Origin of the sequence: Streptomyces nodosus (genome assembly GCF_008704995.1) — a bacterium.
Taxonomy (GTDB): domain Bacteria; phylum Actinomycetota; class Actinomycetes; order Streptomycetales; family Streptomycetaceae; genus Streptomyces; species Streptomyces nodosus.
The window spans coordinates 6,296,817-6,321,918 of record NZ_CP023747.1; the positions used below are offsets into that span (position 1 = coordinate 6,296,817).

General features: G+C 70.0%; 18 protein-coding genes. 13 read left to right on the top strand and 5 right to left on the bottom strand.

Annotation, left to right across the window (positions count from 1 at the left end):
• Nucleotides 1–6: 6 nt before the first annotated feature.
• The 3 genes from CP978_RS28075 to CP978_RS28085 form a co-directional block, all read right to left on the bottom strand.
• The gene (locus tag CP978_RS28075) at nucleotides 7–648 is read right to left on the bottom strand and encodes a toxin-antitoxin system, toxin component (RefSeq protein WP_107070459.1); all 642 of its coding nucleotides are present in this window, start codon (nucleotides 646–648) and stop codon (nucleotides 7–9) included.
• A gap of 246 nt (nucleotides 649–894) precedes the next feature.
• Nucleotides 895–2,289 (bottom strand): APC family permease, encoded by a 1,395-nt coding sequence (locus CP978_RS28080; RefSeq protein ID WP_043445344.1) that lies wholly within the window; start codon nucleotides 2,287–2,289, stop codon nucleotides 895–897.
• 89 nt (nucleotides 2,290–2,378) lie between these two features.
• Nucleotides 2,379–4,013, bottom strand: coding sequence for an amidohydrolase (locus tag CP978_RS28085; protein ID WP_043445346.1), 1,635 nt, complete (start codon nucleotides 4,011–4,013; stop codon nucleotides 2,379–2,381).
• Between the two features lie 89 nt (nucleotides 4,014–4,102).
• Here CP978_RS28085 and CP978_RS28090 point away from each other — a divergent pair, with 89 nt between their 5' ends.
• The 5 genes from CP978_RS28090 to CP978_RS28110 all read left to right on the top strand — a co-directional run bounded on the left by CP978_RS28090 (nucleotide 4,103) and on the right by CP978_RS28110 (nucleotide 11,428).
• Nucleotides 4,103–4,783: a TetR/AcrR family transcriptional regulator gene (locus CP978_RS28090; RefSeq protein WP_043445348.1), complete on the top strand. Its 681-nt coding sequence runs from the start codon at nucleotides 4,103–4,105 to the stop codon at nucleotides 4,781–4,783.
• Nucleotides 4,784–5,047: 264 nt separating this feature from the next.
• Nucleotides 5,048–6,463: a cytochrome ubiquinol oxidase subunit I gene (locus tag CP978_RS28095; protein ID WP_043445350.1), complete on the top strand. Its 1,416-nt coding sequence runs from the start codon at nucleotides 5,048–5,050 to the stop codon at nucleotides 6,461–6,463.
• Nucleotides 6,460–7,449, top strand: coding sequence for a cytochrome d ubiquinol oxidase subunit II (locus CP978_RS28100; protein ID WP_043445352.1), 990 nt, complete (start codon nucleotides 6,460–6,462; stop codon nucleotides 7,447–7,449). Before CP978_RS28095 ends, CP978_RS28100 begins: the two co-directional genes overlap by 4 nt.
• A 137-nt stretch (nucleotides 7,450–7,586) precedes the next feature.
• Entirely contained in the window at nucleotides 7,587–8,663 is a 1,077-nt protein-coding gene (locus tag CP978_RS28105) for a ParB/Srx family N-terminal domain-containing protein (RefSeq protein WP_043445354.1), read from the top strand.
• A gap of 575 nt (nucleotides 8,664–9,238) precedes the next feature.
• Complete coding sequence (locus CP978_RS28110) at nucleotides 9,239–11,428, top strand: LamG-like jellyroll fold domain-containing protein (protein WP_227745485.1); 2,190 nt, start codon at nucleotides 9,239–9,241, stop codon at nucleotides 11,426–11,428.
• Nucleotides 11,429–12,057: 629 nt separating this feature from the next.
• On the opposite strand, the gene rox is transcribed toward CP978_RS28110, so the two are convergent.
• On the bottom strand, nucleotides 12,058–13,485 hold the full coding sequence (gene rox / locus CP978_RS28115) for a rifampin monooxygenase (protein WP_043449694.1): 1,428 nt from the start codon (nucleotides 13,483–13,485) through the stop codon (nucleotides 12,058–12,060).
• A 406-nt stretch (nucleotides 13,486–13,891) separates the two neighbouring features.
• On the opposite strand from rox, the gene CP978_RS28125 reads away from it, so the two are divergent.
• From CP978_RS28125 to CP978_RS28160, 8 genes are all read left to right on the top strand, one after another.
• Nucleotides 13,892–14,908: a LacI family DNA-binding transcriptional regulator gene (locus tag CP978_RS28125; protein ID WP_043445356.1), complete on the top strand. Its 1,017-nt coding sequence runs from the start codon at nucleotides 13,892–13,894 to the stop codon at nucleotides 14,906–14,908.
• 122 nt (nucleotides 14,909–15,030) lie between these two features.
• The gene (locus CP978_RS28130; RefSeq protein WP_043445358.1) at nucleotides 15,031–16,389 is read left to right on the top strand and encodes an ABC transporter substrate-binding protein; all 1,359 of its coding nucleotides are present in this window, start codon (nucleotides 15,031–15,033) and stop codon (nucleotides 16,387–16,389) included.
• Between the two features lies 1 nt (nucleotide 16,390).
• Nucleotides 16,391–17,335 carry a carbohydrate ABC transporter permease gene (locus tag CP978_RS28135; protein ID WP_227745487.1) on the top strand — a complete coding sequence of 315 codons (945 nt, stop codon included), beginning with the start codon at nucleotides 16,391–16,393 and terminating at the stop codon, nucleotides 17,333–17,335.
• A gap of 11 nt (nucleotides 17,336–17,346) precedes the next feature.
• The gene (locus tag CP978_RS28140) at nucleotides 17,347–18,231 is read left to right on the top strand and encodes a carbohydrate ABC transporter permease (protein WP_043445360.1); all 885 of its coding nucleotides are present in this window, start codon (nucleotides 17,347–17,349) and stop codon (nucleotides 18,229–18,231) included.
• A gap of 69 nt (nucleotides 18,232–18,300) precedes the next feature.
• Nucleotides 18,301–21,264: a CBM35 domain-containing protein gene (locus CP978_RS28145; RefSeq protein ID WP_052454329.1), complete on the top strand. Its 2,964-nt coding sequence runs from the start codon at nucleotides 18,301–18,303 to the stop codon at nucleotides 21,262–21,264.
• An 86-nt stretch (nucleotides 21,265–21,350) separates the two neighbouring features.
• The gene (locus CP978_RS28150) at nucleotides 21,351–22,964 is read left to right on the top strand and encodes a glycoside hydrolase family 13 protein (RefSeq protein WP_043445363.1); all 1,614 of its coding nucleotides are present in this window, start codon (nucleotides 21,351–21,353) and stop codon (nucleotides 22,962–22,964) included.
• Between the two features lie 134 nt (nucleotides 22,965–23,098).
• Nucleotides 23,099–23,659: a DinB family protein gene (locus CP978_RS28155; protein WP_043449700.1), complete on the top strand. Its 561-nt coding sequence runs from the start codon at nucleotides 23,099–23,101 to the stop codon at nucleotides 23,657–23,659.
• A gap of 66 nt (nucleotides 23,660–23,725) precedes the next feature.
• Complete coding sequence (locus CP978_RS28160; protein WP_043445365.1) at nucleotides 23,726–24,382, top strand: ATP-dependent endonuclease; 657 nt, start codon at nucleotides 23,726–23,728, stop codon at nucleotides 24,380–24,382.
• Nucleotides 24,383–24,458: 76 nt separating this feature from the next.
• On the opposite strand, the gene CP978_RS28165 is transcribed toward CP978_RS28160, so the two are convergent.
• Entirely contained in the window at nucleotides 24,459–25,007 is a 549-nt protein-coding gene (locus CP978_RS28165) for a DUF1062 domain-containing protein (protein WP_150478326.1), read from the bottom strand.
• Nucleotides 25,008–25,102 lie beyond the last annotated feature (95 nt).

Genomic DNA, 25,102 nt, shown 5'->3' on the forward strand with positions numbered 1-25,102 from the left:
GCCTCGTCATATGCGGCGGGAGCCGGAGCCGAACGGGCCGGCTCCGGGGAAGCGGTGGGCCAGGGAGGCCCCGATCCGCCCGGCTGCCCGGTGCGGGTCGGCCGGGGAGTACGCCTGATGCAGGAGGGACGTCTGGAGGTCGGTGGCGAACCGCAGCCCGAAGCGCTCGGCGTCGAGTTCCTCGTCCATCCCGCGGGTCTCCGAGCGCGCGGCGTGATGGAGCGCCGCGTCCATCCGGTCGGTGAGGGGCGCATCGGCGTCGTCGGCCTCGCATACGGCTGCCACGATGTCCCCGAGGACCGCCGCCCCTTTGCCGTCGGTCGCGCGGGAGGCGGCGACACCATGAGGGACACCGCTGCCGCAGTGGCCGTGGAACATGTGCCATGCCTCATGGCCGATGATCACAAGCTGGTGTTCGGGGTCGGTGTTCTCCTCGTAGACGATCAGGTCGTGGCTGGTGCGGTCCACCCACAGCCCGCTGGCCGTCACGGGCGGAAAGGCCGCCTTACGGAGCCGGACGGTGCGTCCCCGCACCCGGGTCAGGGCCTGGCCGATCAGGGGGATGACGTCCTCGTCACCGGCCGGCGGCTGTAGATTGCGGATGAGCTGGGCGCTCAGCCGCCGCATCGCCCGTGACCCCGCGCTCACCGGTCTCTTTCCCGGTCATCGGGTTCCGGCAGGGCGGAACGCCGGGATCCCCCACCGCGGACGGTCGCTGAGGGAGGCGGGACGGGCTCCACCGGGGTCCTCCGTGGGGGCACAGATGATCAGATTGGTGTGCACATGGCACTTTACTGACGTCCCGCACCGTTATCAACGAGCGTCTGTCAACGAGCGCCATGGCAACGATCTTCGTATCGACGATCGGCGGAGGAGATCCCGTGCGCAGGGGGTTCAGGAGCGCGGCACCGCCCTCTCCTCCGCTGCGGGAGCGGCCACGGCAGCCGCCTGGTCCTCGCTGAAGCTCATCACCGGGGGCTTCCGGCTGAACAGCCGGGTCAGGAACAGCAGATACAGGAAACCGGCCAGCATCCAGCAGAGCCCGACCTCGAAGGTGATGCCCTCCAGGCTGGTCCACAGCCAGAGCGTCAGCGCGAAGCCGACGATCGGCAGCAGCCCGTAGGAGAGCAGGTCGCGCCCGCTCCGCCGGCCCTTGTCGACCAGATAGTGCTTGACCACGCTCAGGTTGACCACCGAGAAGGCGATCAGGGCACCGAAGTTGATCATCACCACGGCGTTGTCGAGGGTGATGAACAGGGCGACCAGCGAGACCGCGGACACCAGACAGGCCGCGATCGCCGGGGTGCGGAAGCGCGGGTGGAGATAGCCGAACACCCGCCGGGGCAGCACCCCGTCCCGTCCCATCGAGTAGAGGATCCGGGACACGCTGGCCTGTGTGGTGACGCCGGAGCCGAAGGCACCCGCGACATAGACGGCCACGAAGAACGAGGTGAAGGCGGAGCCGCCCAGCGTCCGCATGATGTCCAGGCCGGCGCTGTCGGGGTCGGTGAAGGTGGAACCCGGGTGCACCAGCGCGCCCATCCAGGACACCACGATGAACAGCACACCGCCGATGACCGTGGTCAGCACGATGGCTCGGGGGATGGTGCGCCGCGGGTCCTTGGCCTCCTCCGACATGGTGGAGACCGCGTCGAAGCCGAGGAAGCTCAGCGCCAGGATCGCGGCCCCGGAGAACGCCGCCGAGGTCCCGGAGCCGCCCGGCTGGAACGAGGCGAACGGCGCGGAGACATGGTGGCCGAGCGTGTGGTGGACGGACAGGGCGACGAAGACCACCACGAGCACCCCGGCCAGGCCCACCACCAGGGTGCTGAGGCGGTTGATGGAGTTCACGCCCAGCACATTGACGAGCAGCGACAGCAGCAGCGCGGCGAGCACGAACACCCGTGCGGGAACCGACGGGAACTGGCTGTGCAGATAGATGCCGATCAACAGGAAGTTGATCATCGGCAGAAAGAGGTAGTCCAGCATCAGCGTCCAGCCGACCATGAAGCCGACATGCCCGCCGAAGGACTGCTGGGTGTAGGTGTACGCCGACCCCGCGGCCGGGAACGCCCGCACCATCCGCCCGTAACTGACGGCCGTGAAGAGCATCACCACCAGGGCGATCACATAGGCGGCCGGAAGATGGCCGTGGGTCACGCCGGTGACGGCGCCATAGGTGGTGAACACGGTCACCGGGGCGAGATAGGTGAGACCGAAGAGGGTCAGTCCGGGCAGCCCGAGGACCCGTTTCAGTCCGTTTTCCGCGGGGATGTCGGTCGCTGTCATGAACGTTCCTTCCGCAGAGAGGGTTACGGATTGCCGGGCGGTCCGGCAAATGGCGGTGGCGGGGCGCCCGGCGGTGCCCCGCCGGGCGGTCACCCGTGTCCGTGGGCGCCGTGGGTGCGCTCGCCGGCCAGCCAGGTGCCGAGCACGGTGAGGGCGGGCACGTCGTGCGGGTCGCAGTCGCGGGGGTCCCGGTCCAGCCACACCAGGTCGGCGACCCGGCCCGGGGCCAGGACCCCTCGGTCGTCGGCCATCGCCTGATGGGCGACGCCGGCCGTGTAGCAGGACATCGCGGTCTCGATGTCGATCCGCTCCTGGGGCAGCCAGCCGCCCTCGGGGTGGCGCTCCGGCGTCTGCCGGGTCACCGCGACCGGGAGGCCGGTCAGCGGACGGTGGTCGCTGACCGGCCAGTCGCTGCCGAACGAGACCCGGGCGCCGCTGCGCAGCAGCGACCCCAGCGGGTACTGCCGCCGGGAGCGGGTCTCGCCCAGACGGGGCATGGTGAGGTCGGTCATCGCCGGGTCGGGCTGGAGCCACAGCGGCTCGATATTGGCGATCACCCCCAGTTCGGCGAAGCGGGGCAGGTCCTCGGGGTCGACCATCTGCACATGGGCGATCACCGGACGGCGGTCCCGGGGGCCGCACACCTCGGTGAGACGGGCCAGGGCGTCCAGGGCGGTACGGATGCCGGCGTCGCCGATCGCATGCAGATGCGGTTGCAGTCCCAGCCGGTCGATCTCCACCAGGGCCTCGCGCAGCTCGGCGGCGGCCCAGACCGGCATGCCCCGGGTGCAGGGGTCGTCGGCGTACGGTTCGAGCAGCGCGGCGGTGCGGTTCTCGATGATCCCGTCGACGAAGAACTTGGCGGTGCGGGCGGTCAGCCGGTCGAGTCCCGCCGCCTCGATCCGGTCGCGGTCGGCCGCGAACTCGGCGAGCTGCTCGCGCCACCGCGAGGGGTCGGCGCGCAGGGCGAGGTTCACCCGGGTGGCCAGTGCGCCCTGCCGGGCCGCCGCCAGATAGGCGTCCACGGCCTCGTGCTCCACCCAGGCGTCCTGGATCCAGGTGACCCCGGCCTCGGCGTAGCCGCGGGTGGCGAGGGCCAGGGCCCGTACCCGTTCGTCCAGGCCCCGCGCGGGCGCGGCGCCGAGGACCGCGTCGACCGCGTCCCACTCGATCATGGTGCCCAGCAGGCTCCCGTCGGGGCGGCGCGGGAACCGTCCGCGCTCGGTGTCCCGGACGGAGTCGTCGAGGTCGGCCCGGCGTACGGCCTCGGTGTTGCACCACAGCGTGTGGTAGTCCCAGGCCCGCAGGGCGACCGGGCGGTCGGGCACGGCGGCGTCCAGCCAGCGGGCGTCGAAGAGGCCGTCGGGGGCGAGCGTGGAGTCATAGCTGCCCCCGAGGATCCAGTCGGCCTCCGGGTGCTCGGCGGCGTACCGGGCGACCTCCGCCACCAGCTCCGCCACGCTGGTACAGGGCCTGATCCGGGGGCCGAGCGCCTCGAATCCGCCCTGGTCGGGGTGGCAGTGACCGTCTCCGAACGCGGGCATGAGCAGGCCCCCGCCGAGATCCAGCAGCTCGTCGGCGGCGCCGGCGAGCGCCTCGGCCGCGGCGCCGACGGACTCGATCCGGCCGTCCCGCACGGCCAGCGCGGTCGGCGGCTGCCCGGCGTCGGACGGTGTGGGCAGACCGGTCCACACGGTGGCGTTGCGGAAGACGGTGAGGGGCATACGTACTCCCAAAGCGAATGCCATTCGTTTTAGTGGACGCAGGCTAGACTCATGCGGCGACGCTTGGGAAGAGGGGCGGGGACACCGAAATGAGCGCCGGAACGCGCAGGACGGGACGGCCCAGCACACCCGTGCTCGATCGTGAGGTGATCGTCCGGGGCGCGCTGGACCTCATCGACGAGGTCGGCGCGGGCGGGTTCTCCATCGCCCTGCTGGCCCGGCGGCTCCGGGTGCGGCCATCGTCGCTGTACAACCACGTCAAGGGCCGGGACGACATCCTGGCCGGAGTGCGCGAACTGGTGGCCGACCCGATCGACGCGGCGGCCTTCGACGTCCTCCCCTGGGACGAGGCCCTGGTGAGCTGGGCCAGGCTCTACCGGGCGGCCTTCGCGGCACATCCGCAGACCATCTCGCTGCTGGCCACCATCCCGGTGTCCGGCGCGCACCGCACCCTGCGGATGTACGAGTCGGTGGTGGCCGGTCTCGAGCGCGGCGGCTGGCCGACCGCGTCGGTCATCCCCGTCATGGTCGGCGTGGAGTCCTTCGTCCTGGGGTCGGCGCTCGACCTGGTGGCACCGCCCGCGATGTTCGACCCGGGGCCGGACACGCCCCAGGTGCCCAGGTTCGCCGCCGCGGTGCACGCCAGGGACGAGGTCTCGGCGGTGCAGGGGCGGTCCGCCGCCGACCTGGCCTTCGAGGTGTCCCTCGCGGCGCTGGTGGAGGGGCTGCGTGTCCGGCTGGCCGCGGAGATCGCCTCTCGGCGTGGGTAGTTGACGTCCGGACCGGACCGACGGGGCGTCGCATTCCCGTGATGTCCCCCTGATGTCCCCATGCCCGCCCCGCCGTTGTCGCTGTGACCGGAATCGAGGAATTCCGGGGACGACTCCTGCGGCCGATGGGGCGATCGCGTACACGACGACGAATTCGCGCAAGCCTCCCCGGCGAGCGGCGGGGTGACTGCTTATCATCGACCAGGCATCAGTCTCCGGAATTTCGCCGCCCGGTGGAATTCTCCCCAGCCGGAAAGAGACTTCATGGTGTTGTCTGCCCTGCCGGGAGTAGCCGACCCGCCCCAACTCCTCCCCGCACGCGAGCAGATGGCGTTCACCCTGGGCTTCCACATCATTCTGGTGCCCTTCGGTGTCGCCTTCACCTTTATGATGCTGATCTGCCAGTACCGGGCGTTGCGCCGGCACGATCCGCAGGCGCTTCTCCTGGCGCAGCGCTGGTCCAAGGTGGCCGCCGTGCTGTTCGCCGTGGGGGCCGTGTCCGGCACTGTACTGACTTTCGAAATGGGGCTGCTCTGGCCCGGGCTCATGGGGCCCTACGGGTCGGCGTTCGGATTTCCGTTCGCCATCGAAGGGCTCTTCTTCTTTCTCGAGGCCATTTTCATGGCCATCTACATCTACGGCTGGAAGCGGCTCCCGCCGTGGCCGCACTTCTTCACCGGTGTGGTGGTCACCCTGGCGGGCATCGGCGGTACCGCCGCCGTCATCGCGGTCAACAGCTGGATGAACCAGCCCGCGGGGATCGTGATGAGGAACGGGCGGGTGGCGGAGGTGATCCCGTCCAGGGTCTTCTTCAACGGGGCCTTCTGGTGGGAGATGGTGCACATGCTCCTCGCGGCGTACATCGTCGCGGGGTTCCTGGTCGCCGGGGTGTACGCGGTGGACCTGCTCAGGGGGCGCCGGGACCACTATCACCGGCTCGGATTCCTCGTCCCCTTCACGGTCGCCGCGATCGCCATGCCGCTGCAGTTCATCGTCGGGGACACCATCGCCCGCCAGGTCTACGACAGGGAGCCGGCCAAGTTCGCCGCCATCGAACTCGTACCGACCACCGGCGACCACGTCCCGGAGACCCTCGGCGGCCTCTACATCGACGGCAAGGTGCGCTACGGCATCCCGCTTCCCGATATCGCCTCGTTCCTCGCCGGTTTCCGCTCCTCCGCGGTCATCAAGGGCCTCGACGCGATCCCGGCCGCCGTACGTCCCACGGAGGCGGTGGTCAATGTGGTGCACCTCGCCTTCGACGTCATGGTCGGCAGCGCCACCCTGCTGCTTCTGCTGTCCCTGTGGTTCGGCTGGCTGTGGTGGCGGCGGCGCGAGGTGCCGACCAACCGCTGGTTCCTGCGCGGCTCGACCGTCGCGGGACTGCTGGCGCTCCTGTCCCTGGAGAGCGGCTGGGTGGTCACCGAGGTCGGCCGCCAGCCCTGGACCGTCGTGGGGCTGCTGCTGACGAGGGACGCGGTCGCCACCCAGGGGAACCTGTGGCTGCTGTTCGCCACGGTTCTCGCGATCTACGCCTGCGTCGGCGCCGGAGCCCTGTTCGTGCTCCGGGCCATGCGCCGCCGCTGGTCGGAGGAGGGCACCGACGCCGTGGCGGTCCCGTACGGCCCCGGATCCGCGCCGGCGCCGACCGGGCGCGCTCCCGGAGCTGATGACGTATGAGCACCGTGATCGCGGCGATCCTGTTCATCGGTGTCATCGCCTACGCCCTCTTCGGCGGGGCCGACTACGGAGCCGGCTTCTGGGACCTGACCGCCGGGGGCGCCGGGCGGGGACGCCGTGTCCGCGAACTGATCAACCTCTCCCTCAGCCCGGTGTGGGAGGCCAACCACACCTGGCTGATCTTCTGCCTCGTCACCATCTGGACCGGCTTTCCCGAGGCGTTCACCGCCATCACCACCACCCTGTACATCCCCCTCGGACTGGCGGCGCTGGGGATCGTGACCAGGGGAGCGGGCTTCGCCTTCCGTCATGCGCTGACCGAACGTCACGGGGAGCGGATCAGCGGTGCCGCCTTCGCCTGCTCATCGGTGCTCACCCCGTTCTTCTTCGGCACCATCGCGGGCGGGATCGCCTCCGGCCGGGTGCCCTCGAGGGGGCACGGTGCCCCGCTGACCGGCTGGCTCAACCCGACCTCCCTGCTCGGCGGGATCCTCGCGGTCACCGTCTGCGCCTACCTCGCCGCCGTGTTCCTCACCGGGCAGGCCCAGCGACGCGGGGACACCTCCCTGACGAGGGCCTTTCGCCGCCGGGCCCTCGGGGCGGGCGTGGGTGCGGGGCTGGTGGCCCTGGTGGGCGTGTTCGTCCTGCACGCGGACTCCCCGCGGCTGTTCCGCCGGCTGAGCACGGTGGGCGCGCCGCTCCTGGCCGTCTCGGGACTGTGCGGTCTCGCCGCGCTGCTGCTGTTGCGCAGAGGGCGCCCGTCCGTCGTACGCACCCTGGCCGCTCTCGCGATCGCCACCGTGGTCGCGGGCTGGGGAGTCGCCCAGTACCCCTACCTGCTGGGCACCCATCTGACCATCCAGCACGCGGCGGCACCGCCGGCCACCTTGTGGGTGCTGCTGGTGGTGTCCTGCGTCGCGGCCGCACTGATCGCGCCCTCGCTTCTGCTCCTGTACACCCTGCAGTTGCGGCGCAGGCTCGGCTGACGGCCCGTAAGCCGCGTGCCCCCGCAGTGAATTGTTCACCTCCGGCTCATCCGGATGTCGCCGGGATGATCTAGCGCATTGGGTGATCGACCCGACGCTTGCCGTCGGCGTTCCCCCTACCGCAAGGAGCACATGTCATGCGCTTCGGATCTCCGTCCCGCCGGGCCTCGGCCCTCGGGGCGGCCCTCGCCGTCGTCGGGACCGGCACCGCCGCACTGGCACCGGCCGCCGGCGCCGCACCCGGTGCTCCGGGCACCCGGCCGCCGTTCTGCGGCCACGACCACCGCTCCACGCCGTTCGCGCGCTATCTGTGTGCCGAGCCCGGTGAACTGCTCGACGTCCGCATCGGCGATGTGCACCCGACCCAGCCGTCGCTCGGCTATGACGAGGTGTACTACAAGCTCGGCCGCTACACCCTCGGCAAGGACGCGATCAACAAGAAGTTCGACGACTGGTGCGAGGCCGACGGCCGGACGGCGGCGGCGACCGTGTCGCCCGGCGCGCGCCTGGACGACCCCTCCTCGTTCACCTGTGAACTCCCGGTCGGTGCGGAGACCGCGGACAGCATCGCCCCCATGAAGACCGTCGTCGTCGGCCCGGGCGGCGAACCGTTCCTCACCGACGGGCACCACACCCTCACCTCCTTCTACGAGACCCCCGACGGCGGGGCCGGCCTGCATGTACGGCTGCGGGTGCAGGCCAATCTCAGCAACCTCCCCCGCAAGGCCTTCTGGGACGAGATGAAGGCGCACAAGTGGGTGTACCTGCGTGACCCCGAGGGCAAGCAGGTCGGCGTGAACAAGCTGCCCACCGGCGTGGGGCTGGCCAGCTTCACCGACGACAGGTACCGCAGCCTGCTCTACTTCGGCCGTGACATCGGTTACGCCCAGAACGGGCTGCCGTTCCAGGAGTTCTACTGGGGCAGTTGGGTCCGCGACGCCGAGCCGGTCGACCTGGCCGACTGGAACCCGAACGACCTCGACAGCTATCTGGCCACCGTCAAATCGCTGACCGAGACGATGACGGCGCTGCCCGAGGACGCCGTGGTCGACAGCGGCTTCACCGCCGCCGAACTCGGCGCGCTGGAGCGGTGGAACGACGGAAGCGCGGTGAACAAGGGCGAGTTCAACAAGCTGAGCAAGCCGTACTCCGACGCCAAGCCCGGGAAGCTCGCCTACACGCTGGAGTACAAGCGGGCACACGGACTGGGCTGAGGCCCCCGAACCGGCGGTGGGCGATCTGGCTTCGGTGGGACGGCGCAGTCGCCCGGGTGACCCGGGGCGCGGTCATGCCCTATACTTGATCTTGAGCTCGCCGCCGAACTCCCGGCGCCGGTTCACGCGTTGGTGGTCCAAGGAAAGACGTCCCGCTTCCTGCGGGGAGATGCAGGTGCAAGGCCTGCCCGGCGCTCGGAGACACACCCCGCCCTGTGCACACAGGGCGGGGTTTTTCGTGTTGTGGGTGACGTCGTGGGTCCCCGGCCGGCCGACCTCGGTCCGGGTGCGGCCTCCATCTCGACGGCACCCGGCCCGTTCTTTCAACTCCTCATGGATGCAGGCGGGTTGCCGGGCGGCCTGAGGGCGAGAAGTGGTCAATGAAGCGAATAACAGCCAGATATTTCGCCCCTGGCGTAAACATTTTGTGACCCTTGTCACTTAGACCCCCCGTGTCCGGTGGGGCACTTGTGGGCCGCTTTCAAGATCGCTTAGAACTCTTGTCAGTTCTGTTTCACCGAGGTGGGGGTTCCGGTTCCGTGCTTCCGGCACGTCCGCTTGTCGTTGCTGCCGCGTTGACGCTGGCCTTGCTCGCCGGCACCGAGCTGACCGCGTCCATCGGCGGGCGCGAGAAGGCGGTCTCGACGGCGGAGGCACCGCGACGACAGCCGGACTCCGCGGCCGGTCGCGGCCAGGCCTCGCCGACGGACGGGACGGACGCCCCCGGCGAGGGAGGTCCCGCCGGGCCGGGCGCCGGTCGCCTCGGCGGCGTGGACGGCGGCGACGAGATCGGCGCCCACGAGGGCACCTATGTCACCACCGCGACCGATGCGACGCTGAGCACCGTCGGCCCGGAGCTGGCGGTCACCCGCACCTACAACTCCCTCGATCCCCGCACCTGGAGCGCGTTCGGCACCGGCTGGTCTACCCGCTGGGACATGCGGCTGCGTGCGGAGCCGGCCACCGGCACCGTGCTGGTGACCCTGGCCGACGGCGCGCGGGTGCGGTTCACCGAGAACACCGACGGCACCTACTCCGACCCGTCCGGCGACGGCTCACTCACCCTGGCCCGTGAGTCGGCCGACTGGGTGTTACGGGAACGCTCCGGTGCCATCTACCGCTTCCTCCCCGACGGTGAGCTGACCCGGATCACGGATGCCGCGGGCCGCGGCCAGACCGTCACGCACCGGACCCCGACCGGCGGTCCGGTGCGCAAGGTGACCGACGACCTGTCGGGCCGTTCGCTGGCGTTCGACTGGGCCGACGGCCATGTCACCTCGGTGACCACCAGCGCCGTCGACGCCGCCACGCCCGGCCTGACCTGGAACTACGCCTATGACGGCGATCAGCTGACCCGGGTGTGCGCGCCGCCGGCGCCCACCCGGTGCATCAGCTACGAGTACCGCGACGGATCGGCCTACCACAGCGCCGTTCTGGACGCCGGACCCTCCTCCTACTGGCGTCTGGGTGAGCGCGAGGGGGCCGTCGAGATCGGCGAGGCGGTCTCGCCCACGGGCCCCGAGGTGGCCCTCCACCGGGACACCCGGCCGAGCGCGGACCCGGCGATCGAGGGCACCGAGGACCCCGCCACCACCTTCGACGGAACCCGCTCGGTGGTCGAACTTCCCGCCGGCACACTGGAGTCCGCCGCCACCCCGACGGTCGAGCTGTGGTTCAGGACACGCACCCCGTCCGGCGTCCTGGTGAGCTTCCAGAACACCGAGCTGGGTGAACGGCCCACCTCCTGGCGGGCGATGCTGAACATCGACGGGGCGGGCAGGCTGCGCGGCCAGTTCCACCTCGTCGATCGTCCCTTCCGGGCGACCCCCATCGTGTCGGCCGAGGCCGTGACGGACGGCCGATGGCACCATGCGGTGCTGACGTCCGGTGGGGACACCCAGAGCCTCTATCTGGACGGTGCGAAGGTCGGCTCCCTGGACGGAGTCCTCGACGAGCAGGCGCGCGCCCATGTCTATCTCGGCGCCGGCCACGGAAGTTCCGGCTGGATGAGTCTGGCGAGGGGCGAGTACTACTTCAAGGGCCAGCTGGACGAGGTGGCCTTCTACGACCACGCCCTGGACGCCGCCACCGTCACCGAGCACTACGCGGCCCGCACGGCCATCGGGCAGTTGACCAGGATCACCCTGCCCTCCGGCCGGGTGCACTCCACCGCCGCCTATGACCCGGTCGACGGGCGGCTCACCCGGTACACCGACGGCAATGGTGACACCTGGAAGGCACCGGCGCCCGCCCCCACCGCCCCCACCGCCTCCCCGTCCTCCTCCGAGGGCACCGGCGGGCACGGTGACCCGGCCGGCCACCGTCCCCCGGAGGGGCGCGGCGGGGCCGATGCCACCGACTTCGAACCGGACTCCACCGCGACTCGCGGTGACCCCGAGGGGCATGCCGTCGTGACCGGCGAGGAGGCACCCGGCATCACCGTGCCGACCGCCGTCTGCCGGGCCACGGGGCCGTCCCGGGCGGAGGACGCCGTCTTCCGTGTGGACGCGAGTGATTTCTACGCCCGACGCGACGACGAGCATCCGAGGTATCGCGACCGGCGTTCGACCGACCCCGACGACGACCGTTGGCGCCCGACTCCCGGTGACCCGTACGACCCGGCGGGTGCCCCCAGGCGGCACACCGGCACCGTCGGCATCAGTACGCACACCACCACCGGCACCTGTGACCGGCGGGGCCCGCCCCTCACCACCGGCGGTCGTGCTGCGACGCCACCGGAGCGAAACCGGGGGCGTGCGGCGTAGGCCGTCGTTTCGGCGGACGGTCGGCCTGTGCTGCCGCGTCGCCGGGGCGGAGCCGGGGGTGTCCCGTACAGGTCGCCGTTTAGGGCGGACGGTCGGCCTGTGCTGTGACGCCGTCGGGCCGGAGCCGGTGGTGTGCGGTGCGGGTGGCCGTCACGGCGGACGGTCGGTCTGTGTTGTGACGTCACCGGAGCGGAGCCGGTGGTGTGTGGCACAGGTCGCCGTCACGCCGGACGGTCGGCCCGTGTTGCTGCGTCACTGGGACGAGCCGGGGGTGTCCAGCGTGGGTTGCCGTTCAGGGCGGGCGGTCGGCCCGTGCTGTGACACCACCGGAGCGGAGCCAGGGGCGTGCGGCACAGGTCGCTGTCGTGTCGGACGGTCGGTCTGTGCTGTGAGGTCACCGGAGCGGAGCCGGTGGTGTGCGGCACAGGTCGCCGTTCAGGGCGGGCGGTCGGCCCGTGCTGTGACACCACCGGAGCGGAGCCGGAGGCGTGCAGCGCAGGTCGCCGTCACGCGCACGGTCGGCCCGTGCTGTTACGTCACTGGAGCGGAGCCAGAGGCGTACGGCACGGGCCGTCGTCATGACGTACCGGCCGCCCGGTGCGGGAGAGCCGAGAGCCGCACCCGCGCACTCAGCCGACGGCGGCGCCGAACCACCTGGGCAGCTGACCGACCAGAGCCCGCTGGTCCTCACCGGCCCACGCCACATGGCCGTCAGGACGCAACAGCACGGCGGGCGCGTCCAGTTCCTCGCTGACGTCGACGACATGGTCGACCCGGTCCGCCCAGCCTTCCACGGAGAGCCGACCGGTCTGGTCGAGCAGCAGTCCGCGGCCGGCATGCATCAGTTCGTAGAGCCGTCCCCGCTTCAGCCGGATGTCCCGCAGCCGCCGGCCGAGCAGGTCATGCCCCGCTCCGAAGTCGTAACGGACCCCGATCGCGGTGATCTTCTCGATCAGGAACCGGTTCACCTCCTCGAAGTCCATCAGTTCCGCCACCAGCCGGCGCACCGCCCGGGCACCCGGCTCGGGGGAGAGCAGCTCGGTCTGGGCGCGGGTGTTGTCCAGCACGGCGGCGGCCACCGGGTGCCGTTCGGTGTGGTAGCTGTCCAGCAGCCCCTCCGGGGCCCGGCCACCCACCTCGGCGGCCAGCTTCCAACCGAGGTTGAACGCGTCCTGGACACCGAGGTTGAGGCCCTGTCCGCCGGTCGGCGGATGGATGTGGGCCGCGTCGCCGGCCAGCAGCACCCGGCCGGTACGGTAGCGCTCGGCCAGCCGGGTGGCGTCGCCGAAGCGGGAGATCCAGCGTGGTGAGTGCGCGCCGAAGTCGGTCCCGGCGAAGGCCCGCACCTGCTGCCTGAGTTCCTCCAGGGTCGGCGGGACCGTACGGTCCTCCGCCACCCCCTCGGCGGGCACGATGACGCGATACACCCCGTCCCCGAGGGGGATGGCGCCGAACCGCACATGGGTCCTGCGCACTTCGGCCACCCGGGCGGCCAGCGTCTCCGGTGGCGCGGTCACCTCCACCTCGCCCAGCAGCGTCTCCACCCGGGCGGGCTCGCCCGGGAAGCCCACGCCGAGCAGTCCCCGCACCGTGCTGCGGCCGCCGTCACAGCCCACGAGGTAGCGCGACCGCAGCCGCGTACCGTCGGCGAGTTCGCAGGTCACCCCGTCCTCGTCCTGGCTCAGCCCGACCAGTTCGCAGCCACGCCGGATCTCGGCACCGAGGTCGGTGGCATGCTCGGCCAGCAGACGCTCGGTGGTGTTCTGCGGAATGGCCAGGACATAGGAGTGCGCGGTGTCCAGCCGTTCGGGCCAGACCTTGCCGATACCGGCGAAGAATCCCCCGCTCGCGACCCGCTTGCCCAGCGCGAGAAACCGTTCCAGCAGCCCGCGCTGGTCCATCACCTCGACGCTGCGTGCGTGCAGGCCGAGCGCGCGGGCCTGCACGGTCGGCTCCGTCCGCTTCTCCAGCACCACGGTGTGCACGCCGTGCAGCCGCAGCTCACCTGCCAGCATCAAGCCGGTCGGACCGCCGCCGACGACGATCACGTCAAACATCGGTTCCCCCATCGAAAAGGGCGCAGGGCGCCCGGGTACTTCCCCGCAGTACGGAGGCGCGCGCACCCGCACCTCGGTGCCGAGTGTTCGCGACCGCGTCTCCGGTCCCTCCGACACCTTCCGTGAGACCGCTCCGACGACTGCGTAGGGCTTCGACCGGAGATTCTGCAGCACGACCTGGGCCTTGCCGCAAGGCCCCCGGTGCGCTATACGTTGAGAGTGGCGAGGAGCGGACAGCTCCTCGCCTTTGCTGTGTGCCGTCCGCGAAGCCGTCCGCGAAGCCGTCCGCGAAGACACAGCAGACCCTCCACGCGCTCGCCCCGTGCAGCCTCTGCACGGCCTCAAGTCATGTCAGTATTTTGCGAAGCTCTGATCAGTTCTTGCGTAGGTGCTGTACGGTGCGTTCATGACGGAGAGAGTTGCGGAGGTCGCCCGGTTCGCGGGTGTCAGCGAGGTGACGGTGCGGCGCACGCTCAACGGGAGCCCGCTGGTCGCCGCGGTGACGAGGGAGCGGGTGCTCAGGGCCCTGGACGTGATGGGACTGCCCCGGCCGGCCCTGATGGAGGAGGAGCGCGGCCCGCTCGTCGGAGTGGTGGTGCCGGATCTGCAGAACCCCGTGTTCCCGGCGTTCGCGGAGGCACTCGCCGGGCGGCTGAACAAACGCGGACTGATTCCCGCCCTGTGCACCCGCACGGCTGACGGTGTGTCCGAGGCGAACTACATCGAGATGCTGCTGGCGCAGAACATCGGCGGGATCGTCTTCATCGGCTCCAGCTACACCGACGCGGGGGTCGAGCAGGGGGCCGCCCTGAAGGCTCGTAAAGTGCCGTTGGTGCTGGTCAACCCGGCCGACGAGAACGCGGACGCGGCGCGGATCAGTGCGGACGACGCGGACGCGGTGCATCAGTCGCTCACCCATCTGACCGGGATGGGGCATGAGCGGATAGGACTGCTGGTCGGCCCGGTCGGGCATGTGCCCTCGGCGCGCAAACTCGCGGCCTTCGGGGCCTTCTTCAAGGCCGGGCGGGTGCCCCCGGAGCAGTGGATGCCGCTGGTCGGGCACACCTTGTTCTCCATGGAGGCGGGGGCTTCCGTGGCGGCGGGCCTGCTGCGGCAGGGAGCGACGGCCCTGGTGTGCGGAAGCGACGAACTGGCGCTGGGTGCGATCCGTGGAGCCCGGCGCCAGGGGCTGGACGTGCCCGGCGACGTCTCCGTGGTGGGCTTCGACGACTCGCTGTTCATGGGTGTGGTCGACCCCCCGCTGACCACCTGCAGACAGCCGGTGTCCCGGATGGCGGAGGCGGCCGTGGAGGTACTGCTGCGGCAGATCCGGGGGCACCGGGTGGAGCCCGGCGTGACCCTTTTCCAGACCCAGCTGATCCTGCGGGGCTCGACGGGAAGGCCAGGTCACGCCCGCAAGTAGTCAGGTTTTTGCAACAAGTCATTGACTATTTGCGCGAAGGACTTCTACCTTCTGCGTGTCCGCTGTCGCTGTGGGCGATGGGACTCACAGGCGCGGATGCTTCGCAGGAAGGCTGAACTGTCATGGCAGTCACCCAGGGCCGTCGTCGGCTCATCGCCGCGGGCGTGGCCTGCGCTCTCATGGGGGGACTGGCCGCTTGCGGCGGCCAGTCGTCCGAGGCCGGCAAGGACGGCGTCGTCACGATCACGGTGAACGGCATGCCGCCCAAGACGCAGCCGGTGGACCGCAAGTACTTCGAGGAGGACGTGAAGGCCTTCGAGAAGTCCCACCCCAAGATCAGGATCGACGCCCGTGAAGGGCAGATGGACCCCCAGACGTTCTCCGCCAAGCTGGCCGGCGGTCAGCTCGAGGACGTGTACTACGTCTACTTCACCGATCCCGCCGGTTTGATCCAGCGCGGCCAGGGCGCCGACATCACGCCGTATGTGAAGAGCATGGCGTACTACGACGACGTCAAGCCCGAGTTCCTGAAGGTGTTCACGGGACCGGACGGCAAGATATACGGCCTGCCCAACGGCCAGTACTCGCTCGGCCTGGTCTACAACCGTGATCTGTTCAAGAAGGCGGGCCTCGACCCGGACAAGCCCCCGGCCACCTGGGAGGAGGTCCGTCAGGCGGCGAAGAAGATCAGCGCACTGGGCGACGGCACCGTCGGCTACGCCGACTACAGCAAGAACAACCAGGGCGGCTGGCACTTCACTTCCTGGGTGTACTCGATGGGCGGGGACATCGCGGTCCGGAAGGACGGCCGATGGAAGGCCGCCTTCGACAGCGAGGCGGGCCGCAACACCCTGCGGATGCTGCACGACATGCGCTGGACCGACGACACCATGGGGTCCCGGCAGCTGCTGCAGATCGATGATGTGCAGAAGATGATGGGCGCCGGCAAGCTCGGTATGTACATGGCCGGCCCGGACAACATCCCCACCATCGTCAAGCAGTTCGAGCGCAAGTACGAGGAGTACGGGGTGGCGGCCATGCCGGGCGGGCGGGCCACGCTCGGCGGCGGCAACGGCTTCATGTTCAACCCGAAGGCCTCGCCGGAGAAGATCAAGGCCGGCATCGAGTGGGTGCAGTGGAAGTACCTCAACCCCGATCGCACCGCGCTCGAGGACAAGCGGGCGTCCGGCAACGGAGTGCCCATCGGCCTTCCGCTGGACCGGCTGTTCACCGGGCAGGCGCAGGCCGAGCAGGACGCCGCCCACGCCATGTACTCCAATGTGCCGCAGGGCAACTACAAGCCCTTTGTGGAGGGTAACGCCCGGCTCGAGCAGAAGGTCGAGCCGCCGAACGCGCAGCAGATCTACACCGTGCTGGACGGCGTGATGCAGGCCGTGCTGACCAAGAAGGACGCCGACCCGGACAAGCTGCTCTCCGAGGCGGCCAAGAAGGTCGACGGCATTCTCGCGACGGTCAAGTGACATGGCGGCTCCGACCCTGACCCGGACACCGACGAGTTCCGCCGAGCCGCGTACGGCCGGCGGGGGCGACCAGCGAAGGCGTCGGTGCCGCATCCGCGAGAACCTCACCGCCTACGCCTTCCTCGGCGCGGGACTGCTGTGCTTCGCCGTGTTCTCCTGGTCCCCGATCGTCCGGGGGCTGCTGCTGGGCTTCCAGCAGGTCAGCTTCGCCCAGCCGGCCACCTGGGTCGGCTGGGAGAACTACCGGCGCCTGTTCGATGACCCGCTGTTCCTCACCGCCTGGAAGAACACCGGGTACTTCACCCTCCTCGCGTTGGTGTTCGGGTTCGCCGCCCCGTTCGTGACCGCGGTCGTCCTCAACGAGTTCCGGCACGCCCGGGCGTATCTGCGGATGACCGTCTATCTGCCGGTGATGCTGCCGCCGATCGTCACCATGCTGCTGTGGCGCTGGTTCTACGATCCGGGCCCGGGCCTGTTCAACAACGTCCTGAAGCTCCTCCATCTGCCGGGGCAGCAATGGCTGGAGTCGGAGAACCTCGCCATGCTCTCCCTGGTCCTGGTCTCCACCTGGGCCAATATGGGCACCACCACGCTGATCTATCTGGCGGCGCTCGGCTCCATCCCCGGCGAGCTGTACGAGGCGGCCGAACTGGACGGCGCGTCCATCCGCCGACGGCTGTGGCACGTCACGATCCCGCAGCTGCGGTTCATCCTGATGATCACGCTGCTGCTGCAGATCATCGGCACGATGCAGGTATTCATCGAACCGTATGTGATGACCGGCGGCGGCCCCGACGACGCCACCGTCACCGTCCTCCTGCTGCTGTACCGGTATGCGTTCGTCTACAACGACTTCGGCTTGGCCAGCGCCATGAGCACCGTGCTCTTCCTCGTCCTGGGCCTGTTCGCCGGGATCTATCTGCGTCTGACCCGCGGCAAGGGCTGAAAGGAACGACCATGCCCGCCTCCTCCGAACGCACGCTCATCGCTCCCGGCGAGATGAACCGCCGCACCGGCCGCGTCCTCTACCGGTTCGTGCTGACCCTGACCGTCGTGGGCTTCACCCTCGCGTTCGTCTTCCCGCTGTACTGGATGGCGAGCGGTGCGCTGAAGTCCTCCGCGGAGCTGGCCGACCCCACCCCGACGCTGGTGCCGCAGAGTTGGCACCCGGAGTCGTACAGCCAGGCATGGACCAACGTCGGACTGGGCCAGTACTTCCTCAACACCCTGCTGCTGGCCGCCGGGGCATGGCTCATCCAGCTGATCGTCGATGTGGCCGCCGCCTACTCCCTGTCGAGGCTGCGCCCCGCCCTGGGACATGTGGTGCTGGGCATGATGCTGGCCACTCTCATGCTGCCGGTGTCCGCCCTGCTGGTGCCCACCTATCTGACCGTCACCGATGTGCCCCTGATCCACCTCAACCTGATCAACACCCCCTGGGCGATCTGGCTGCCGGCCTGCGCCAACGCCTTCAACATCTTCATCCTCAAACGGTTCTTCGACCAGATCCCGGCCGAACTGCTGGAATCCGCACGCCTGGACGGTGCCGGACCGGTCCGCGTCCTGCTCTGGGTGGTGCTCCCGCTGTCCCGGCCGGTGCTCGCCGTCGTCTCGATCTTCGCGGTCGTCGGCGTCTGGAAGGACTTCCTCTGGCCGCTGCTGGTCCTGCCGGACCCGGCACGCCAGCCGGTCACGGTCGCGCTCAACCGCCTGGCCGAGTTCATGCCCGCCAACCAGCTCCTGGCCGGCATGGTCATGGCCTCCATCCCGCTGCTGGTGATCTTCCTGCTCTTCCAGCGGCACATCATCGCCGGCCTCACCGCCGGAAGCCTCAAGGGCTGAACCGCCCACCGGGCATCACCCGTCGGTCCTCGAGGGCCGACGCCCCTCACACCGGAAGGACACACCACCGTGTCGATCCACCGAACCCACCGTCTGAGAACCACCGCGGCCCTGTCCGCTCTCCTCCTCGCTCTCACCGGCGCCGTCTCCTACAGCGTCGCCGCAGCACCGCAGGCCTACGCCGCCGGCAGCACCCTGGAGGCCGAGGCCGCGGTGTTGTCGGGTGGTGCGGTGGTGGAGCGGGAGCACTCGGGTTACACCGGCACGGGTTATGTCGGTGGGTTCACCGATGCCAACAAGGGGCGTGCGTCGGTTGCGTTCGCGGTGCAGTCGGCTCATGTGGGTGCGGGTTCGGTGGCGGTGCGTTATGCGAACGGCACCGGTGTGACGATGTCGTTGAGTCTGGTGGTCAATGGTTCCCGGGTCGGTCAGGTCGGTCTGCCGGCGACGGGTGGCTGGGACAGTTGGTCGACGGTGCGGGTGCCGGTGGACTTCGTGAAGGGTGCGAACGCGGTCGCGCTGACGTTCACCAGCGCTGACAGCGGCAATGTCAACATCGACAACCTCACGGCCACCACCCCGGATTCGGACACCACCACCCCCACCGACCCCACGGTGCTGGAGGCCGAGGCCGCGGCGTTGTCGGGTGGTGCGGTGGTGGAGCGGGAGCACTCGGGTTACACCGGCACGGGTTATGTCGGTGGGTTCACGGACGCCAACAAGGGGCGTGCGTCGGTCTCGTTCGCGGTGCAGTCGGCTCATGTGGGTGTGGGTTCGGTGGCGGTGCGTTATGCGAACGGCACCGGTGTGACGATGTCGTTGAGTCTGGTGGTCAATGGTTCCCGGGTCGGTCAGGTCGGTCTGCCGGCGACGGGTGGCTGGGACAGTTGGTCGACGGTGCGGGTGCCGGTGGACTTCGTGAAGGGTGCGAACGCGGTCGCGCTGACGTTCACCAGCGCTGACAGCGGCAATGTCAACATCGACAACCTCACGGCCACCACCCCGGATTCGGACACCACCCCGACCGACCCCACCGACCCGCCGTCCTCCACCGTCGCCTACGAGGCCGAGAGCGCCTTCGCCTCCGGAGGGCCCGCCAAGGCCACCACCGCGACGGGATACTCCGGCGCCGGCTACCTCACCGGCTTCCCCAGGACCGGCGCCCGGGCGATCTTCGCAGCCCGCGCCGAGGGCGCCGGTCAGCAGACCCTGACCGTGCGCTACCGCACCCCCGGCTCGGGGGCCGCCTCCGTGACCGTCGGCGCCAACGGCGGGGGCTCCGCCCGGCTGTCCCTGCCGGCCACCTCCGGTGCCTGGAAATCCATCGACACCAAGGTCACGCTGCGGGCCGGACTGAACAACCTCTCGCTGCGCAACGAGTCCGGCGACAACGGTGACTTCGACCTCGACGGCATCGACATATCCGGCACCACCGCACCGGCCCAGCGCGGTGCGACCGTTCCGTACACCGCCTACGAGCTGGAGAACGCCGGTACCAACGCGCGCAAGCTCAGCCCGGACCGCACCTACAAGACGGTGGCCTCGGAAGCGTCCGGCCGCAGTGCCGTGGTCCTGGAGAAGAACGGCGACTACGCCGAGATCACCCTCACCAGCCCGGCCGATGCCCTGGTCCTGCGCTACTCGATCCCCGACAGCGCCGACGGCCGTGGCACCGACGCCACCCTGAGCCTGTCCGCGAACGGCACTGCCCTGCCCAAGCTGTCGCTCACCTCACGCCATGCCTGGGTGTACGGCGACTATCCGTACAACAACGCCCCGGCGGGCGGCCAGGCGCACCGGTTCTTCGACGACACCCGGGTCCAGCTCGACCGCACCTTGCCGGCCGGCACCACCCTGCGCTTCGCCAAGGGCACCGGCGACACGGCCGCGAGCTACACCCTGGACCTGGTGGAGACCGAGAGCGTGCCGGGCGCGCTCACCATGCCCGACGGATACGTCAGCGCCACCACGCTGGGCGTCACCCCCGACGACAACGCCGACGACACCGGGGCGCTCAACTCCGCGCTGAACCAGGCCAGGAGCCAGGGCAAGGGACTGTGGCTGCCCAAGGGCACCTACAACATCTCCGGACGGCTCCTCCTCAACGGTGTCCGTGTCGCAGGCGCCGGACAGTGGTACACGGTCCTGCGCGGCAAGGACGGAAAGGGCGGCCTGTTCGCGCAGGGCGGCACCAGCTCCGTCCAGGACCTGAGCATCCTCGGCGATGCCACCTACCGCAACGACTCCGCCTTCGACGCCGGGATCGAGGGCGACTTCGGTGAGGGAAGCACGATCCAGAACGTATGGATCGAGCACACCAAGGTCGGCCTGTGGCCCACCAGCCCCACCACGGGCCTGTACGTGTCCGGACTGCGCATCCGCGACACCTACGCCGACGGCGTCAACCTGCACGGCGGAGTCACCGGAACGGTCGTCACCCAGTCCAGCATCCGCAACACCGGTGACGACGCCCTGGCCATGTGGTCCGACGGACAGGCCGACGTCGACAACGTCTTCCACCACAACACCGTCCAGCTCCCGCTGCTGGCCAACGGCGCCGCGATCTACGGCGGCAGCGGCAACCGCATCGAGGACAACCTGATCTCCGACACCGTGGTCGGCGCCGCAGGCATCGCCGTCAGCAGCCGCTTCGGCCTGCCCTTCAGCGGCACCACCACGGTCGCCCGCAACACCCTCACCCGTACCGGCGGCTATGAGCCCAACTGGCAGAGCAAGCTGGGCGCCCTGTGGGTCTACGCCGACCAGTCCGACATCACCACCCCGGTGATCATCACCGGCAACAGCATCCTCGACAGCACCTACAGCGGCCTGCTCGTCTCCTGGCAGAAGAACATCGCCGACCTGCGGGTGTCCGACACCACCATCGACACGGCGGGCGCCTACGGCATCGAGATCAACGCCTCCGGCCAGGGCAGCTTCAGCGGTGTCACGGTCCGCAACGCGGCCGACGGCGCCCTGAACGTGGCCGGCGGCTTCACCGTCCAGCGGGGAAGCGGCAACTCCGGCTGGTGACAGCCGCGCACGAACCGCGGGCCCGGCCACAGTCCCCGCCGGCCGGGCCCGCACCCTCATCACGCACACCTCACGAAGGCAGGCACATGACCTCCCGCACCACCGAATGGTGGCGGCACGCCGCCATCTACCAGCTCTACCCGCGCAGCTTCGCCGACGGCAACGGCGACGGCATCGGGGACCTGGCCGGCGCCCGGGACCGCCTGGACTACCTCAAAGCCCTCGGCGTCGAAGCGATCTGGTTCAGCCCCTGGTACCTTTCGCCGATGGCCGACGCCGGCTACGACGTCACCGACTTCCGCCAGATCGACCCCCGCTTCGGCACCCTCGCCGACGCGGAGAACCTCATCCATGAGGCACATGAGCGGGACATCCGCGTCATCGTGGACATCGTCCCCAACCATGTCTCCAACGAACACGAGTGGTTCCTCAAGGCACTCGGCTCCGCTCCGGGCTCCCCGGAACGCGAACTGTTCTGGTTCCGCGACGGACGCGGCGAGGACGGCTCACTGCCGCCCAACGCATGGCAGTCCATCTTCGGCGGACCCGCCTGGACCCGGGTCCCGGACGGACAGTGGTACCTGCATCTGTTCGCACCCGAGCAGCCCGACCTGAACTGGCGCAGCCCCCAGGTACGCGCGGAGTACGAGGACATCCTCCGCTTCTGGTTCGACCGGGGCGTGGACGGCATCCGGGTCGACTCCGCCGCCATGTGCAGCAAGGACCCCGCACTGCCCGACTACGACCACACCACGCTCCCCGACCCCCACCCCTATGTCGACCTCGACGCCAACCACGAGATCTACCGGGGCTGGCGTGCCGTCGCCGACTCCTACCCCGAGCCGCGCGCCCTGATCGGTGAGGTCTGGCTCGCCGACTCCGAGCGCTTCGCCCGGTACCTGCGCTCCGACGAGCTGCACTCCGCCTTCAACTTCGACTTCCTGGGCTGTGGTTGGGACGCCGAAGCACTGCGCGGCTGCATCGACCAGACCCTCGCCGCACACGCCGGGGTCGGCGCCCCCAGCACCTGGGTGCTGTCCAACCATGACGTCACCCGCCATGTCACCCGCTACGGGCGCCCCGACACCAGCACCGCGGCCGGGATCCGCCAGTACAACCCCGTCGTCGACGAGGACCTCGGGCGCCGCCGAGCCCGCGCCGCGGCCTTGCTGACCATGGCCCTGCCCGGCGCGGTCTACATCTACCAGGGAGAAGAACTCGGACTGCCGGAGGTCGAGGACATCCCGGCCGACCGCCGCGACGACCCCATCTACCACCGCACCGCCGGCGAGGACCCCGGCCGTGACGGCTGCCGTGTCCCGCTGCCCTGGAGCGGCGGCCACGAGCCCTATGGATTCAGCCCCGACGGAGCGGAACGCCCTTGGCTGCCCCAGCCCGCATCCTGGGCGGGCCTGAGCGTCGCCGCCCAGGAGACCGACCCCGCCTCGATGCTGTGGCTCTACCGCGAGGCACTGTCCCTGCGCGCCGGCCATGCCGCGCTCGGTGACGGCCCCATGCAGTGGCTGGAGGCCCCGGCCGGCGTCCTCGCATTCGCCCGCGGCGCCACCTTCACCTGTGTCCTCAACCTCTCCGACGCTCCCGTGGACCTCCCGGAGCACCGGAGTGTGCTGCTCGGCTCGGGCCCCCTCGACGGCACCCGGCTCCCCCCGGACACCGGCGTCTGGCTGCGCACCTCCTGACCTGACCTCGTCCGAAGCGCGGTGGTGCCCTCCTCACCGGGGGCACCACCGCGTGGTGACTCCCTCCGTCGGTGCCGCCGCCACGCCCGAATAATCGCTTGCCCGTCGGACCGCTGTTCAGAATCATGCACTCGATGAGCGACGTACCCGAACGATGGACCCAGGCCAGCGTCTATCCCGATATGTGGGCGGACCCCGACAAGGACCCCCGCAACAAGGACGGAGCCGGCCCGGAGGGTGAGTTGGCGACGCTGCGGGACTTCCTGGACGGCTATCGGCTGACCCTGAGGATGAAGTGCGAGGGGCTGGGTCCCGAGCAGTTGGCGCGCCGCTCTGTGCCGCCGTCGACGATGTCCCTGCTGGGCCTGGTCCGGCATCTTGCCGAGGTGGAGCGGGACTGGCGCAACTGGATCGTGCCGGGAGACCCGGCACCGAAGCTGTACGGGGCGCGTGACGGCGACTTCGACGGAGCCGTCGCGGAACAGACCCTGGTGGAGGGCGCGTTCACCGACCTGGCTCGCGAACAGGCGGCGACGGACGCCGCGTTCGCCGAGTACACCGATCTGGGCACACGGGTGGGCAAGGACGGCAACTCCGTCCGGGAGCTGTGGGTCCACCGTGTCGAGGAGTACGCCCGCCACTGCGGCCACGCCGACCTGCTGCGGGAATGCGTCGACGGCCGAGTGGGGCAGTAGCAGGCGGAGCCCAGGGGCCGCTCCCGTGGTCGAGGGAGGCAGGACGACGTCGGGAAGCGAGGTCTCGTGGACGAGTTGAGGCGATTCCGCCGTGCGCTGACCGCATGGGCGGCCGGTGGGGCGGAGGCGGGGTCGGCCGCCGTGCTGGCGCGGGAGCTGGCCGACGGCGGTGTGCGGACGGTCGTGCTGGTCGAGGGGAACAGCGATCAGGTCGCCCTCGAGGCGCTGGCCACGCGCCACGGCCGCGACCTCGGCGCGGAGGGCGTAGCGGTGGTACCGCTCGGAGGTGCGACCAACATCGGGCGGTTCCTGGACGTGTGCGGCCCTCCCGGGCTCGGCCTCCCGCTGGCCGGTCTCTGCGACATAGGTGAGGAGCGGCACTTCCGGCGCCATCTGGAGCGGGTCGGGCTCGGGGCCCGTCTCACACATGCCGGACTCGAGACCCTGGGGTTCCATGTGTGCGTCGCCGACCTGGAGGACGAACTGATCCGCGCCGTCGGCGCCGAGGGCGTGCGGCAGGTGATCGACGCCCAGGGCGAGACGCGCCCCTTCCACACCTTCCAGGGCCAGCCGGCCCAACGGGAACGCCCCCTGGAACACCAGCTACGGCGCTTCATGGGCACACACAGCGGCCGCAAGGCCCTCTACGCCCAGGCACTGGTCGCGCACCTGCCTCCCGACCGCGTCCCCCGCCCCCTGGAACGCCTCCTCACCCATCTCTGACCCGCCCCGGGTGCCCAGGTCTCCTAGGGCCTGTCCGGCGGAGCACGCCGGACAGGCCCGTGGTTCCTAGGGGGGCTCAGCGCTTGAGCGTGAAGGTGAAGTCGCCGGAGAGCCTCCCGCTCAGCCGGACCGCCGAGACGAGTTTCCCCTCCGTGATCAGTCTCTCGACCTCGGCCCGCGGAATTCCGCAGCCTTCAGCGATCAGTCGCACCGGCCGGACGGGGATCCGCGCCGCGAAGCGGACCGAGACGTCGATCACCTCGCGGTCCAGGTGATCCGATCCGCCGGTGTCGAGGCGCCAGGCGTCGTTCCAGTCGAGGGCGATGCGATTACGGCGCTGCACGACCGGATCCTGGAGCAGCTCGGCTGTCAGGCCAGGGTCGTTGTCATGCAGCCGGTCCAGCAACTCGGGCCGTACGGAGCGTACATGCGTGCGTTCCAGGACCGTGAGCTTCGTGGTCTCCCCGCAAGCAGCACAGAGCGCGAGGAGCCAGACGTCGATGAGCTTGTGGTTGGCGTTGACGCGGAATTTTCCGCTTGCCCGGAAGCGCTCGGACCCGCACGTATGGCAACGGCGGCGAACGAGCGGCAGGCAGGTGGGCACGATCACCCAGTTCGTGAGCACAGAAGTACACCGGTTTCAGTGAGAAATCCGCAGCAAAAAGGAGCGCGGCGCACCTACGCGACGCGCGACACATCAGCGCTCGGGAGGTCTCACAG

Bases quoted from the DNA above. Each gene is read 5' to 3' on its own strand.
- CP978_RS28150 (WP_043445363.1), top strand. From the start codon at position 21,351: ATGACCTCCCGCACCACCGAATGGTGGCGGCACGCCGCCATCTACCAG.
- CP978_RS28130 (WP_043445358.1), top strand. From the start codon at position 15,031: ATGGCAGTCACCCAGGGCCGTCGTCGGCTCATCGCCGCGGGCGTGGCC.
- CP978_RS28090 (WP_043445348.1), top strand. From the start codon at position 4,103: ATGAGCGCCGGAACGCGCAGGACGGGACGGCCCAGCACACCCGTGCTC.
- CP978_RS28135 (WP_227745487.1), top strand. From the start codon at position 16,391: ATGGCGGCTCCGACCCTGACCCGGACACCGACGAGTTCCGCCGAGCCG.
- CP978_RS28095 (WP_043445350.1), top strand. From the start codon at position 5,048: ATGGTGTTGTCTGCCCTGCCGGGAGTAGCCGACCCGCCCCAACTCCTC.
- CP978_RS28100 (WP_043445352.1), top strand. From the start codon at position 6,460: ATGAGCACCGTGATCGCGGCGATCCTGTTCATCGGTGTCATCGCCTAC.
- CP978_RS28140 (WP_043445360.1), top strand. From the start codon at position 17,347: ATGCCCGCCTCCTCCGAACGCACGCTCATCGCTCCCGGCGAGATGAAC.
- CP978_RS28080 (WP_043445344.1), bottom strand. From the start codon at position 2,289: ATGACAGCGACCGACATCCCCGCGGAAAACGGACTGAAACGGGTCCTC.
- rox (WP_043449694.1), bottom strand. From the start codon at position 13,485: ATGTTTGACGTGATCGTCGTCGGCGGCGGTCCGACCGGCTTGATGCTG.
- CP978_RS28155 (WP_043449700.1), top strand. From the start codon at position 23,099: ATGAGCGACGTACCCGAACGATGGACCCAGGCCAGCGTCTATCCCGAT.
- CP978_RS28085 (WP_043445346.1), bottom strand. From the start codon at position 4,013: ATGCCCCTCACCGTCTTCCGCAACGCCACCGTGTGGACCGGTCTGCCC.
- CP978_RS28125 (WP_043445356.1), top strand. From the start codon at position 13,892: ATGACGGAGAGAGTTGCGGAGGTCGCCCGGTTCGCGGGTGTCAGCGAG.
- CP978_RS28105 (WP_043445354.1), top strand. From the start codon at position 7,587: ATGCGCTTCGGATCTCCGTCCCGCCGGGCCTCGGCCCTCGGGGCGGCC.